The organism is Klebsiella sp. D5A (assembly GCF_001620885.1).
Lineage (GTDB): Bacteria > Pseudomonadota > Gammaproteobacteria > Enterobacterales > Enterobacteriaceae > Klebsiella > Klebsiella variicola.
This window is the reverse complement of record NZ_LOAR01000024.1, coordinates 1-13,661: the sequence shown is the minus strand read 5'-3', so window position 1 is coordinate 13,661 and position 13,661 is coordinate 1. Positions and strand designations below refer to the sequence as shown.

The 13,661-nt window shown below is 49.2% G+C and carries 12 protein-coding genes and 1 pseudogene; 7 read left to right on the top strand and 6 right to left on the bottom strand.

The features are described from left to right. The first annotated feature begins 176 nt into the window (after positions 1–176). The gene (locus tag AS136_RS24625; RefSeq protein ID WP_063267090.1) at positions 177–3,692 is read left to right on the top strand and encodes an AAA domain-containing protein; all 3,516 of its coding nucleotides are present in this window, start codon (positions 177–179) and stop codon (positions 3,690–3,692) included. Between the two features lie 191 nt (positions 3,693–3,883). Here the strand turns inward: AS136_RS24625 and AS136_RS24620 are convergent, their stop codons facing one another. The 3 genes from AS136_RS24620 to AS136_RS24610 are packed head-to-tail and all read right to left on the bottom strand — an operon-like array spanning position 3,884 to position 5,389. Further along, positions 3,884–4,363, bottom strand: coding sequence for an Hcp family type VI secretion system effector (locus AS136_RS24620; RefSeq protein WP_004192264.1), 480 nt, complete (start codon positions 4,361–4,363; stop codon positions 3,884–3,886). A gap of 2 nt (positions 4,364–4,365) precedes the next feature. Continuing rightward, the gene (locus AS136_RS24615; protein ID WP_063267089.1) at positions 4,366–4,713 is read right to left on the bottom strand and encodes a hypothetical protein; all 348 of its coding nucleotides are present in this window, start codon (positions 4,711–4,713) and stop codon (positions 4,366–4,368) included. A gap of 1 nt (position 4,714) precedes the next feature. Further along, positions 4,715–5,389: a hypothetical protein gene (locus AS136_RS24610; protein WP_063267088.1), complete on the bottom strand. Its 675-nt coding sequence runs from the start codon at positions 5,387–5,389 to the stop codon at positions 4,715–4,717. A 452-nt stretch (positions 5,390–5,841) separates the two neighbouring features. Between AS136_RS24610 and AS136_RS27570 the strand changes: the two genes are divergently transcribed. The 3 genes and pseudogenes from AS136_RS27570 to AS136_RS28900 form a co-directional block, all read left to right on the top strand. Further along, complete coding sequence (locus AS136_RS27570) at positions 5,842–6,219, top strand: DUF2778 domain-containing protein (protein ID WP_074158383.1); 378 nt, start codon at positions 5,842–5,844, stop codon at positions 6,217–6,219. Next, complete coding sequence (locus tag AS136_RS29160) at positions 6,194–6,460, top strand: hypothetical protein (RefSeq protein WP_063267087.1); 267 nt, start codon at positions 6,194–6,196, stop codon at positions 6,458–6,460. The genes AS136_RS27570 and AS136_RS29160 overlap by 26 nt, the downstream gene beginning before the upstream one ends. Before the next feature lies 1 nt (position 6,461). Next, positions 6,462–6,554, top strand: a pseudogene (locus tag AS136_RS28900) (type VI secretion system tube protein Hcp); the annotation flags it as partial. A 28-nt stretch (positions 6,555–6,582) separates the two neighbouring features. On the opposite strand, the gene AS136_RS24600 reads toward AS136_RS28900, so the two are convergent. Further along, positions 6,583–7,452 carry a phosphorothioated DNA-binding restriction endonuclease gene (locus AS136_RS24600; RefSeq protein WP_063267086.1) on the bottom strand — a complete coding sequence of 290 codons (870 nt, stop codon included), beginning with the start codon at positions 7,450–7,452 and terminating at the stop codon, positions 6,583–6,585. A gap of 179 nt (positions 7,453–7,631) precedes the next feature. On the opposite strand from AS136_RS24600, the gene AS136_RS24595 reads away from it, so the two are divergent. Then, a complete protein-coding gene (locus AS136_RS24595; protein WP_063267085.1) occupies positions 7,632–8,270 on the top strand; it encodes an HNH endonuclease in 639 nt (212 codons plus the stop codon). Between the two features lie 80 nt (positions 8,271–8,350). Here AS136_RS24595 and AS136_RS24590 read toward each other — a convergent pair whose 3' ends face one another. Both AS136_RS24590 and AS136_RS24585 read right to left on the bottom strand, forming a co-directional pair. Next, positions 8,351–10,030 (bottom strand): glycoside hydrolase family 43 protein, encoded by a 1,680-nt coding sequence (locus AS136_RS24590; protein WP_063267084.1) that lies wholly within the window; start codon positions 10,028–10,030, stop codon positions 8,351–8,353. Between the two features lie 58 nt (positions 10,031–10,088). Next, a complete protein-coding gene (locus AS136_RS24585) occupies positions 10,089–11,528 on the bottom strand; it encodes an MFS transporter (protein WP_074193553.1) in 1,440 nt (479 codons plus the stop codon). Between the two features lie 426 nt (positions 11,529–11,954). Here AS136_RS24585 and xylA point away from each other — a divergent pair, with 426 nt between their 5' ends. Then, complete coding sequence (xylA, locus tag AS136_RS24580; RefSeq protein ID WP_063267083.1) at positions 11,955–13,274, top strand: xylose isomerase; 1,320 nt, start codon at positions 11,955–11,957, stop codon at positions 13,272–13,274. Positions 13,275–13,543: 269 nt separating this feature from the next. Further along, positions 13,544–13,661: hypothetical protein (locus AS136_RS29155; RefSeq protein WP_016197694.1), on the top strand; the 118-nt coding region annotated here is incomplete at its 3' end.

Below are 13,661 nucleotides of genomic sequence, written 5' to 3'. Positions count from 1 at the left end.
AAACAGCATTTTAAAAATTGAGAATACCCGTTCAGTAGCCATCGATGTGTAAAGTGGCACGCCATGCTTAGTGATACAAACAATTCTTGCGATCCCCCTCGCATCGTGGACAATGTTTAACCATGATGAATTTATATGACAAAATCAATTGTCTCATTTAAGTTACGGGATGGGGAATGGACAGTAATACTCAGGGATTCACTTCATATTGGCGTAATACCTTAGCAGATGCCGAGTCTGGAAAAGGGGCGTTTGAGCGTAGAGAGGATGAATCATTTACGAAATGGACGAACGTCGATCGGGGGAGGTTGGGTGAAGATATTGTGGAATTATTCTTCAATGGTGAAGACACCCAGGTCAAGACCGTCGAGGTGCTGTTACGGCCAGAGGTATGGATCCGCCTGTTAAAGCATGGCAAGGCGCGGACTGCTGGTGCTCCTGATATTGTTACACCTTTGGTTACCGCTGCACTCCTCAACCGCGAAGGCTTTTTATTCCCTACATCGCCAGCCACCATTCCCCGTGACCTGCTCGAACCGCTCCCCAAAGGTACCTTTTCTATTGGTGAGATGGCGGAATATGACAAGTACAGAACCACGCATGATTCAATCACTTTTGGTCCCGGTAATGAGGATGAGCTGCGTGAGGAGACTGATGAACAACGAGTGGAACGATATGCTCGTTACCAGCAGTGGTGGCAAAAGTACCTTAAAGATTCAGATGAACTTTTAAAGCATGTTGCTGGCAAATGGCTCGCATCACCTGAGCAATATGAAAAAACTGGATATGGCTACATTATTAAAGCCAAACAGCCTGGAGGGGCCAGCATCCATATCCTGCCTATGTACGACCATTTGCTGACGTGCAAAAAAGAGGTGCCATTGCTGGCGCGCTTTGCCTCGAAAGAGAAGCCTCCTGTTGAGCCGCTCCTCGCCAGTAATGCCATGTTTAGTGAGCGTCTGGGACACTCCGGTGATAAGTTTCCGCTGGCTGTCGCGCAGCGCGATGCCCTGAGCCATTACCTCACTCAACAGCCCGGCGATATTCTTGCCGTAAATGGTCCTCCGGGTACCGGGAAAACTACTCTGGTTCTCTCCATCATCGCTACTGAGTGGGCGAGAGCAGCTTTAAACAAAACTGAACCACCGGTGGTGATTGCGACATCAACCAACAATCAGGCCGTTACCAACATTATCGAGGCCTTCGGTAAAGATTTTGCTACCGGCACTGGGTCTATGGCCGGGCGTTGGTTACCTGATGTAAAAAGCTTTGGCGCTTACTTCCCGTCTTCGGGACGAAGAGCAGAGGCGGTAAAAAAATACCAGACGGAAGACTTTTTTAACCGTGTTGAATCCCTTGAATATGTTGAAGATGCCCGGTGCTTCTTCCTTGAAAAGGCAAGGGCAGCTTTTCCGAATGAGAAATGTCATTCACCTGAACAGGTTGTGGATCTCCTGCATCAGCGTTTGGTTGAACTCTCTGCAGAGCTTGAGCAAATCGAGCCTGCGTGGGAAGACCTGAACGCAATCCGTCAGGAGCGGCATGCCATCAGTGACGATCTCGAACAGTATATTCAGGATAAGAGAACGTTACTGCTCAATAGCACCAATGAAATCTCATTATTAACGCAGGGCAAAAAACAGTGGGAACAATATCGAGCCGGAGAGTCGATCATGTTCACTCTCTTCTCCTGGCTTCCCGCCGTTCGTACTAAGCGTCACTATCAAATGAAGCTGTTTTTGGAGGCTACGTTTGGCGAAAGAATGACAGCTTTCCAGGGATCTCAGCCTGATGGAATTGATGCCTTTATCGATGGATTGATTGAGCAAGCTCATAAAGAACAGGCTGGGTACCAACAGCAAATTGATCACGCTGAGGACATTTCCCAACGTGAAAGTGAAGCAGTCATCCGTTGGTGCGAGATAACCCATTCGCTGGGTTATGCAGGCGAGACGGAGCTGAATCTGAGCGAAGCCGATGAGCTTGCCGATACACAGCTCCGTTTCCCGGCGTTTTTGCTGGCGACGCATTACTGGGAAGGTCGGTGGCTGATGGATATGGCTGCTATCGAGGACCTTCAAAAAGAAAATGGTCTCAAAGGGGCGAAGGCAATTAAAGCCCGCTGGCTGCGTAGAATGAAGCTCACCCCTTGTGTCGTCATGACCTGCTTTATGCTTCCTCACCATATGCTTATCAGAGAACATGTTGGTGGCAAGAAATTTGATGATGGTTATTTATATAACTTCGCCGATTTGTTGATCGTCGATGAAGCGGGGCAGGTGCTTCCTGAGGTTGCTGCAGCTTCTTTCGCACTCGCGAAGAAAGCTCTGGTAATTGGCGACACAGAACAGATTGCGCCTATCTGGAACAGCCTGCCTTGTATTGATATTGGCAATATGGTTGAGGAGCATATCCTTCCCGAAGGTTCTCAGGAAGAACTTACTGAAGCTTATGCTTTGGTGTGTGAATCAGGAAAGAGCGCTGCATCCGGCAGCGTTATGAAGGTTGCACAGTTTAACTCGCGCTACCAGTACGATCCGGATCTGGCGCGGGGGATGTACCTGTACGAACACCGTCGCTGCTTCGATAACATCATTGGCTACTGTAACACCCTCAGTTATCACGGTAAGTTGCAGCCCAAACGAGGGGAAGAAAAAGGGACAATATTCCCTGCAATGGGCTATCTGCATATAGATGGTAAAGGTATGCAGGCCAATGGTGGAAGTCGTTATAACGACTTTGAAGCGAAGACGATTGCTGCATGGCTTGCAGCGCACAAAGAAGAGATTGAGCATCACTACAGTAAATCGTTACATGAATTAGTCGGCATTGTGACACCATTTTCGGCGCAGGTCAGTGCGATTAAATCGTCATTACTTAAGCTGGATATCAATTGTAGTGGCGATGAAAATTCGCTGACAGTGGGCACGGTTCATTCATTGCAGGGGGCGGAACGGGCAATTGTGCTGTTCTCTCCTGTGTATTCGAAACATGAAGATGGCGGATTTATTGATAGAGACAGCAGCATGCTGAACGTTGCCGTTTCACGTGCTAAAGATAGCTTTTTGGTCTTTGGCGATATGGACCTGTTTGAGATTCAGCCCGCTTCTTCGCCGAGAGGGTTGCTTTCAAAATACCTGTTTGCATCCGATAATAATGCACTGCAGTTTGAGTATAAAGAACGCCAGGATCTTAATACAGCGCAAACACAGATCTCTACCTTGCACGGTGTTGAGGAGCATGATGTTTTCCTGAATCAGACTTTTGATGCTATTGGTAAAAGTATTACTATTGTTTCCCCTTGGCTGACCTGGGAAAAATTGGAACAAACCGGTTTTCTGACATCAATGATCCAGGCGCGTGCTCGTGGTATCGACATTACTGTTGTGACGGATAAAAGCTTTAATACCCAAGACGTCAGTTATGAAAAGCGCAAAGCAAAACAGCAACGCCTTAATGATGCAGTGGAAAAACTAAATGCGCTGGGCATTGTGACTATGCTGGTTAACCGTGTTCACAGTAAAATCGTGGTTGGTGATGAAGGGCTGCTGTGCATAGGATCGTTCAACTGGTTTAGCGCTTCGCGTGATGAGAAGTACAAACGATACGATACGTCGATGGTATACCGTGGCGAAAGCTTACAAGCGGAAATTAGAGCGATTTATTCCAGCCTGGAGCAGCGGAAGTTATAGGGGCTTATCGCAATGCAGGTATCGAATGGGCTGAATTAATTCAGTTCTACTCAAGGAGGTATAGGCTTAAGATGCTATGCCTCCAAACCATGCGGTTGCATTTGGATGGTTTGTTTGGCGATGGTGGTTTAAATAATCAGTTGAACTTAGAAAAGGCCACTCTTTTGAATGGCCTTTAGTCTAAGGGGAGTTTATGCTGTTGCCCGATGATTCCAGGAATCTTTGTAAATGATATTCCCATCGCAATGTTTCCAGGTGATGGCCTCATACCTTAACTGAATCGTTTCGCTATGTGTGCCTGTACCAGAATCAGGAAATAAGTTGGGGGTAATTCCGGTTACTTTTACATTCTCTAATATAATATTAAAATATTCGCTTTCAACACCTGCATCAAGGATCTGATACATCTTTATGGTTGCCGACTTTAATGTTTGATTCTCACTCAGCGCTTTGTATAAAAGGGGCGTTGTTTTATCAAAATCTTTCTGTACCGTAATAGGTGTATGTACTCTGGTTCCTGTTAATCTCCCGGTGTTTCCATCCACAGGAATGGATAGGTGGTGCGTTACCGCTTTTAATTCAATAGCGCCAATACGCCCTGTAACGAGAGAACTACCCGTTATAGGGGAGCCGTTTGTATCGGTTAGCCAAAGATATGCTGGATTTGACATGATTATTCCTTATCTCTATTTATAAATGAAGGTAAACAAAACATTATAATGACCCATAAAAACAGACCAATAATCTTAACCGGCCACGGGTCAAGTAAGGCTATGCAAACAATAGCGCCTATAATTAGTAGCGGGCCTGATAGTAAATTAAAAACACCGCTTAATACACCTATCTTTGCTCCCAGAAATCTATTCAATGCAATGGCGATGATATAAGCGCTGCCGATTGTAATCGTCACTGCGATTATTTTATTCTGCCAGTTATTGAACTCAGTCAGGCAAATAAAGCATGCAGTAATAATATAGGTGCAGATAACTATATCGACGAGTGGCGTGATAATTTTTTTCATGTCACCCAGCCTTAGTATTCATATTTAAATGATCTTCCACTCTTTTCATAATCTTGTCGAACACGGGGTTGCCCTCAGTGTATCCCGCATGGATGGCATCAACAAAAGGTTGTACCGCATCGGCAAATAAGAAATAAAGAAGATCATAATCGCGGGGTCTTAATAACGAGTATACCTCGGGCGCTTCATTCCTGAGTTTATCAGACGTCCTGATGGAACGCTCTGCCATTCCACCAAACAAGAGGATAGTACTTAAAAAGGCTATTGGATTCCCTTTCCCCTTAAATACTACATAAGTAAATGACGTTTTTTCTATAACGGCTTTAGCGATGTTCGATGCGATAATATTCGTAGAGATTCTACCCACGATAGAGGTAACTACACTTCTGTATATTCTATCTTGTTCTGATTCGGATAGATATTTATTAAATAACTGAAAGATTAATTTAACTGCATTAACGATATTTTCATAGTTAAGGATGTCATGTCTTATCGCGGTCATCATACGGATTCTTTCTGTTTCACGTTCATATCTTGTATCCGTATCAAAGATACCGTAAATCAGATAACCATAATCTAAAGGAACAGATAATCCGCCATTGATAAGTCCTGTAACTGTATCAGGAGAAATAATGATGTCATATATCTTCCGAGCTATCCCTTCTATGTCTGCCATATAGCTATCCTATGTTTGAATAAACGACTGAAAAATTTACATCACTTTTTCAAGAAACAATCGATGATAATTTATAAGAGAATAAATAAATTGATAAATGTTACTATAATCTAATTGTTACAGATTGTATTGTAAAATGGTTTTGAACCATTGGTTTCAATAAGGTGTAAAACATCATTGTGTATCAGTTTACGGTGAATTACTATGATGAATGTTTTTGGTTTGAGATGTATTAATTCAATAAATAATAAAATCAATATAAGTATTCTATTAGTGATTGGATACGCAGAAATAGGGATGTTAAAATTATTAGTTTATATGCATTTGCGCGGACTTGTTCATGGCAGTATCAGGTTTATGACTCATGAACAGGCGGTTTATGTGAACACATCGACAGCCTCATGTTGTGCCGTTGCTATCTTTCACGAGCAAACATTGACGGATTCACCAGAGTGATATCCGCTTCCGGCGTGAGAGCGGGGGTTATAGCCAAGTATTTTAAAATAAATAAAAGCAGGGCTAACACCAATCGTTTCATTACGTCCTGCCGCGAACTACGGCGGGGGAATAGCGATTGGTTTGCATTATGGCGTGACGACCACGGAATCGACGATGAGACGTGGGTAGAGGGTGTGAAACTTGGTAACTTCCGTTTGCATCCGGGTACGGTTTCCGAGGGTTGTATTACTATCACCCATAATTCTGATTTTGCCATGATCCGGAATGCGCTTATGAATACATCGTTAGTACAGGTTCCCTGCATGCGTTCCCTGATGGCTCGCGGTTGGGTGGAGGTTGTTGCCAGTGGCTCTAATAACGTTTGCCCGTAAAATCAGTAAGATTATTTATTTTATATTGCTGTTTTTGGTTCTGGGACGTGCACTTCCAAGGCCGGAAATCTATCTTGATTATGATATCGCAAGGGATATTTGCCACTTCTTGTTCGGGAGTGTGAACGCCGATACGATGTATGACACTTTCTTTTATATATCGCTAATAATAGTGATATGCCTTTCAACTGTACTCTACATTATTACATTACAGTTAATTTCAACGATGAGGAGCAAATGAGATGCTAATTCCTCCGTATATGTGGCTTAAAGACGATGGTGGCGCAGACATGAAAGGAGCTGTTGATGTTCAGGAGCGAGAAGGCAGCATCGAAACCCGCTTATCACCATCCCCATACCTCCTCACCCCCTGAACACCTCCCGCCGGTGCCACGCCACAAACCCCTCCTGGGGATAACATTCTTTCCCCTGCGGCAAGGTAATCGGCTTACCATCAAAATCCCAGAACAGCCTGCCTACGATGCCTCCGCCGTTCACCGCAGGCGAAACCTGGATGCGCATATCCTCATCCAGACCAATGGATCCTTTATCAAAAGCCTTATGGTGAATCGCGCAGAGCGCCAGGCCGTTAGGGATTTCGCAGGGGCCGCCGTGTTGCTTCCATTTAATATGGGCCGCTTCCAGGGCGACGGAGGTATTATCATGGCGCATATTGAAGCCGCAGATAGCGCACTCATAGTTATAGGCGCGCAGCACCTGCTGGCGAAAATATGGGTCGCGCTCTTTGCGGATCTGCAGCAGATCAAACCCCATCTCTTCTGCCAGTTCTTCCTGAATACTCTCCGGAAAGTGCGCCTCGAGGATCTGATGGGCGAGGGTATTGATCAGCTTCTTATTTCTGTTGAGTAGCGCAAAATGCGGCTCATCAAAGCCGCCGGCGACGTGGCAGAGCTCCAGCTCTTTGCCGGGCGGCTGTCGGCTGCCCTGGGTTGAACACTGTTCGCTGTTGTGCAGCTCCCAGAAGCCGTCGCCTTTCAGGCGCCAGAAGGGCATATCCGGCCGGTACTGGCGGCGCTGCGGGCCAAAGCGTTCCAGCAGGCTATGCAGCTCATCGCGTATCTCTGAGGCGTAGTCGAACATCCGCGCATGGCCGCGCTGGTACTGCGAGAGGACGTACAGCAGCAACAGTGGCTTATGCGGCGCACGCTGTTCGCCTTTGCGCCAGATGGTGATGTTCTCGATCGCGTGTTGCAGGGTCGTGCTGGAGGGCATAGCGTTACATTGGCAGCTAAATAAATGCGATGATGCTCGCAAAATCCTTGCCGATCAACCTACCAGATGCGGCGATTCCAGGTGGATCGCTATTTAATTATCACTGCCAGTTATTTGTTCGAAAAGCCCATAGCTTTCTATTTATACTCAAGCTTCGCGCCATCAGATAGCTATGTCTTATGAAAAAACTACCGGACCATTTATCCAGGGAATGCATCATCGCTGCCATTTGCGCTTACGATGCAGGCGTTGCGCATCAGTTTAAAAACGCGCGTCTGTATGAGATCGAGTTTGAGGGGCGTCGGTATCCTTCAAAAGCCATCGTCGGGTTAGCGGCCACGCTTGCGACGGGAACGGAATTTACCCCGGCGGATTTCAGCGGAGGGATTAAATCCAAATGCGTGCGTCTGTTACTGGAGCAAGGATTTACGATCGCGTCGCAGGGCGCTGGCGATGACGAGGTAGTGCGTTTCCCCGATGAGGGACAGCCGACCATGGCGTACGTGGAAGGGGCGGCGATGCAGGTGGTGGTCAATCGCTATGAGCGTGACCGCCAGGCTCGTCAGGCGGCGCTTCGCCTGCATGGCTGCCGATGTCAGATATGTGGTCTGGATATGGCCAGCCGCTATGGCGATATCGGCCAGGGCTTTATCCATATCCACCATCTCATCCCGCTGGCCGGGATAAAGCAGGACTACCGTCTGAACCCTGAAACCGATCTGATCCCGGTATGTCCCAACTGCCATGCGATGCTGCACCGGCGAGATCCGCCGTTTACCCCAGAAGAGCTGAAGGCCCGGCTGCGCCCCGCAGACTGACATCCGACAGCGCTCGCTTTAATTACACAAACACAGCAAAACCCCACGCTACCTTACCGGTAGCGTGGGCTCACACTCTCTTACTTATCCCGCTTCTCGCCAGCCTCCCAGCTATAGCTCCCATCGGCCGCTAACGCATCGCCCAGCTCCTGATACTCGAACTGATAAAACTCAGCCTGGGTGCCGTACCCGGCGTAGTCTACCGCCGCCAGGCCGACGAACGCCCCGGTAAAGAACCCGCCGTAGCTCTGCAACACATAGTCATCGGACAGCACCGCGGCATCAAGCTGAACCGGGATCTCGGTGAAGGTCACGCCATCGAAGCTGTATTCATAGCTGTAGGTCTGCTTGCGGACCTTGGTCCGGAACCAGACGTATTCGACGCCATCCGGCACCTTGATGGCGTTATCTTTCAGGTACGATGTGTATTTCCCGCGGTTATTTTCGCCGACTTCGATGACCTTGCCGTTAATTTCATTCCAGGTCAGGAAGACAAAGCTCCAGTGGCGGTCGTTATAGTAATTCGTTAACCCGGCCATCTGCTGATAGCTGAAGGGCTCGAATTTTACTTTCACTGCGGCGTCAAAATAGAAAGCCTGCCAGCGGCGGGCAATCAGCGACAGGTCATGCGTATTGGCTAACGAACCCTGGCCGATTAAGGTTAATTTGCCGTCGCCGGTGGTGCCCATTTTGGCCGTAAACTGCACCCGCAGGGTATTCCAGTTCGGGTCGAGCGCTGGCGAGGTAAAGTCATCCTGCTGGCTATTATCGCTGGCGCTTTCGGTGAAGATGGCGTCTTTCGGCCCTTCGACGAAGGTTTTCCCGCCGTGACCGCCTTCAATACGCGGCCAGCCCTCGTCGTCCCAGTACACTTTCTGGATCGAGGTTTCCCGGCCGAGGGTTGACCAGCCGCGCGGGTCGTAGATGGATTCCCCCGGGCGATTCCACGGCCGGGCGCAGAGCGAGGCGTAATACCATTCGCCTTCCGGAGTGGAGACCAGCGCGCCATGGCCCTGTTTCTGGATGTAGCTGTCCGGCGTGTCGACGTTGGTTAAGAACACGTCGCCCGGCTCGGTTTCGAAGCTGTCGGCCTCGAGGGTTTTCGACCGCGCCACCACCTCCTGGTGGGTAAACACGGTGCCACCCTGGGCGGCAAACAGATAGTAGTAGCCGTTCAGTTTATAGAGGTGCGGTCCCTCGACCAGCGCCACGGCGGTGCCGCGGTAAATGGTGCGCGCGGTTTCCGGCATTAACTTCAGCGTGTTGGTATCCAGCTCCGTTAAGGTAATGCCATCGAAGGGATGATGGTACTCCCGGTGATCCCAGGTTTGCTGGACGATATATTTCCGGCCATCGTCGTCATGGAACAGCGAGGCGTCAAACCCGACGCCGTTCAGCTTGATCGGGTCGCTCCACGGGCCCCGAATATCCTTCGCGGTAGTCAGGTAGTTGGTCATGTCTTTAAAGGCGCCTTCGGTGACCTTCACATCGGTATACACCAACCAGAATTGCCCATCGGCCCAGGAGAGCGCCGGCGCCCAAATGCCGCCGGAGGAGGGGTTGCCCTTCATGTCCAGCAGGGTGGTGGTGGAGAGCGGCGAAGGCAGCAGGTTCCAGTTTTTCAGGTCTTTCGACTCATGTAAACGCACGCCCGGGAACCACTCAAACGTCGAGTTGGCAATATAGTACGTATCCTCGACGCGAATAATACTGGGGTCGGCATTAAAGCCGCGTAATATCGGGTTTTGAATAAGTGACATTTCATTACACCTTTTAAAATGGAAAGTGACGAATCGGTCTGATTTATAATTTTTTTAACTACACGCGGATCTCATCCAGCTGACGGTTAATGTCGGTAACATGTTTATCGGAGATCGGATAAACCTGAATAATCACCATCGAAATAGCGGCCAGCGCGATCGGGATCCACACCGCGGTCATAATGATCCCGTCGATGGCGCTGGCGCTCTGCACGGCGCCGCTTTCATTAAATCCATACACCGCCAGCAGCCACAGCGGGATAGCGCCGCCGATGGTGAAGCCGATCTTGAAGAAGAGTCCCATAATGGCATTGATAATGGCGGCATTGCGTTTGCCTGATTTTAATTCGCCATACGCGATGACTTCCGGTACCAGCGCCCACATAAAGCCGGTGGCGGAGGTTAAGCCCCACTGTTTAATAAAGGTGGCGATGTAGGCCAGCCACAGGGCGTCGTGCATCCCTTCGCGGGACCAGACGTAGGTCAGCAGTTCGCCGACGATGAACATGGCGAGGAACAGATGGAAGAAGCCTTTTTTACCAAAGATTTTTTTCAGTTTCGGCCAGAACACCGGGAAGGCGATGCCGGGAATAGACGCGACGAGACCCACGGCGCCCATCCATTCGGAATGGCCGACGACGAACTGGTTGAAGAAGCCGTTAACGGTGTTCATGAAGAACATGAAGGTAAAGGCCAGCATAAAGAACATGCCGAGAATAACCAGCGGGCGGTTATGTCTGAGTTCGTGGAAAAGGTCGGTGGTTTTGACGTTGGCGGTCTGCTCGGCGGTCGCGACAACGCGTTCTTTGGTGAATTTATAACAAATAAACAGGGCCACCGCGCCGATGATCATATAGATGGCGTACACGCCAAACCAGGCGTAGTTCGCCGACGGATCGGTATAGTTGCCGAGATTCAGCTCAAGGCCAAAAAAGCCGGTGTCTTTCAGGCTGCGATCTTTCGGCGCCGCCATCTGCACAAACATCGGGAACAGGGTATAGACCAGCAGGTTGGCGCTGTTGGCCAGCATCATGCGGGTACTGGTCAGCTTATCGATCGATTCCGGGTCGCGGGTCAGTGACGCATTCAGCGAGCCATAGGGAATATTGACTAAGGAATAAACCAGGTCCAGCGCCAGATAAATAATAAAGGCGAAAGCCACCGAACCTTTCACCCCAGGGATTGGCGCGAACAGTAATGCCGACAGGATCACCAGCGGCACGCCGGCTCTTAACAGCCAGGGGCGATATTTCCCCGCCTTCGAGGTTCTTTTATCCACATAGGTTCCGACCATCGGATCCCAAAACACATTAATGATGCGGACAAAAAGAAAAATAAAGCCTGCCGTTGCCGTGCTGATGGTATTTACCGTCAGCATATGCAAAGCCAGAAAACCCCCAATTGTGCCGAAAACCAGGTTTTGCGCAAAGTCGCCCATGCCATAACCAATTCGTTCTCCGCGGGTTAATTTATGATATTCATCATGCCGACTGTGCATTATGTTTTTACTCATTCTAAGCAGACTCCGGTTTGTTTTGTGTAGGTGAAACACTTTCTGACACAGTTGACCTGGAAGAATCTATTACGTTTTTAAATTACGTAATTATGTTTTTTTACTTCTGTGATCCTCGAAGCAAAGGCCTGTATCGCCTGCGTTGAATCGTTATCCGCCCCTAATTTTTTGGCAGGCAGACATTGTGACAAAATCGGCATTTTAATTTGGTATGGATACCTGAATTCCCCAGGAAGTGTACGCTATACGCGCGCGAAGCGAGATATTTAAAATAGTTTTATTTGCGAGATGGCTCACATTTGAGCATTTTCTCAATCGCTGAGTGAAATAACGTAATTGAGCAACCGACGATGAGAATACACGATGTGTCACAGTTGTTAATTTTCCTGTTTCTCAATTTCGGAGTTCATCATGCAGACCTATTTCGACCAGGTAGATCGCGTTCGCTTTGCCGGACCCAAAACCGATAATCCGCTGGCGTTTCGCCACTATAATCCGGATGAAATCGTGCTGGGAAAACGCATGGCAGAGCATCTGCGTTTTGCCGCCTGTTATTGGCATAACTTCTGCTGGAATGGCGCGGATATGTTTGGCGCCGGTTCGTTTGAGCGTCCCTGGCAGGCCGCGGGCGATGCGCTGGAAATGGCCAAACGCAAAGCGGACGTGGCGTTTGAATTTTTCTACAAGCTCAACGTGCCGTATTACTGCTTCCACGATGTCGACGTCTCGCCAGAAGGCGCGTCGCTGAAAGAATATCTGCACAATTTCGCCGTGATGACCGAAGTGCTGGCGGAGAAACAGCAGCAAACCGGCGTGAAACTGCTGTGGGGCACCGCCAACTGCTTTACCCACCCGCGCTATGGCGCCGGAGCGGCGACCAATCCCGATCCGGAGGTGTTTGCCTGGGCGGCCACGCAGGTAGTGACCGCCATGAACGCCACCCAGCAGCTCGGCGGCGAAAACTATGTGCTGTGGGGCGGCCGCGAAGGTTACGAGTCGCTGCTTAATACCGACCTGCGCCAGGAGCGTGAGCAGATTGGCCGCTTCCTGCAGATGGTGGTGGAGCACAAGCATAAGATTGGCTTTGGCGGCACGCTGCTTATCGAGCCGAAACCGCAGGAGCCCACCAAGCATCAGTACGATTACGATGTCGCGACGGTGTATGGTTTCCTGAAGCAGTTTGGTCTGGAAAATGAGATCAAGGTGAACATTGAAGCCAACCACGCCACTCTGGCGGGGCACTCTTTCCACCATGAAATCGCCAGCGCCATCGCGCTGGGGATCTTTGGCTCCGTTGATGCCAACCGCGGCGATGCGCAGCTCGGCTGGGATACGGACCAGTTCCCGAACAGCGTGGAAGAAAATACCCTGGTGATGTACGAGATCCTCAAAGCCGGGGGATTCACCACCGGCGGCCTGAACTTTGACGCCAAAGTCCGTCGGCAGAGCACCGACAAATACGACATGTTCTATGGCCATATTGGCGCCATGGACGTGATGGCGCTGTCCCTTAAGCTGGCCGCGCGCATGATTGAGGATGGCAAGCTCGAGCAGGGTCTGGCAAAACGCTATGCCGGCTGGCAGGGCGAGCTGGGGCAGAAAATTATGACCGGGCAGATGTCGCTGGATAATATTGCCCGGTACGCTGAGCAGCATAATCTGAATCCGCAGCCTCACAGCGGGCGTCAGGAATTACTCGAAAATCTCGTCAATACCTATATCTTTGGTTAATTTTTGCTGACATGCCCCTGCGGGGGCATGTATTACGCTGTTTGTCCGCTGCCGAAAAATAGCGTTTATTGGTTCGTGCTGTGCTTTTTTTCAGTGGCGAAAGACCACCTGTTTAATACCAGCGAAGGAGGGAAGGTAGCGATAATTGTGTAATGCCTCTGTGACCGTACAAAATAAAAAATAACTTGTTCTGATGATAGCGACATATTCTGTCAGCTCAGAATAGGCTGGTTATTGTCTGAATAAAATTAACCTATATTGAGAAACTCATGACAATGATAAAAAAGCTTCCATTAACCATGGCGGTTATCGCCGCGTTTTTTCCGCTTACCTCTGTAATGGCGCAAGAATTTACGCAGGAACAGATCGACGCCATCGTTGCCAAAG

Excerpts from the sequence above, each read along its gene's own strand:
- AS136_RS24625 (WP_063267090.1), top strand. The coding sequence starts at position 177 with ATGGACAGTAATACTCAGGGATTCACTTCATATTGGCGTAATACCTTA.
- AS136_RS24620 (WP_004192264.1), bottom strand. The coding sequence starts at position 4,363 with ATGTCAAATCCAGCATATCTTTGGCTAACCGATACAAACGGCTCCCCT.
- AS136_RS24615 (WP_063267089.1), bottom strand. The coding sequence starts at position 4,713 with ATGAAAAAAATTATCACGCCACTCGTCGATATAGTTATCTGCACCTAT.
- AS136_RS24610 (WP_063267088.1), bottom strand. The coding sequence starts at position 5,389 with ATGGCAGACATAGAAGGGATAGCTCGGAAGATATATGACATCATTATT.
- AS136_RS24600 (WP_063267086.1), bottom strand. The coding sequence starts at position 7,452 with ATGCCCTCCAGCACGACCCTGCAACACGCGATCGAGAACATCACCATC.
- AS136_RS24595 (WP_063267085.1), top strand. The coding sequence starts at position 7,632 with ATGAAAAAACTACCGGACCATTTATCCAGGGAATGCATCATCGCTGCC.
- AS136_RS24590 (WP_063267084.1), bottom strand. The coding sequence starts at position 10,030 with ATGTCACTTATTCAAAACCCGATATTACGCGGCTTTAATGCCGACCCC.
- AS136_RS24585 (WP_074193553.1), bottom strand. The coding sequence starts at position 11,528 with ATGCACAGTCGGCATGATGAATATCATAAATTAACCCGCGGAGAACGA.
- xylA (WP_063267083.1), top strand. The coding sequence starts at position 11,955 with ATGCAGACCTATTTCGACCAGGTAGATCGCGTTCGCTTTGCCGGACCC.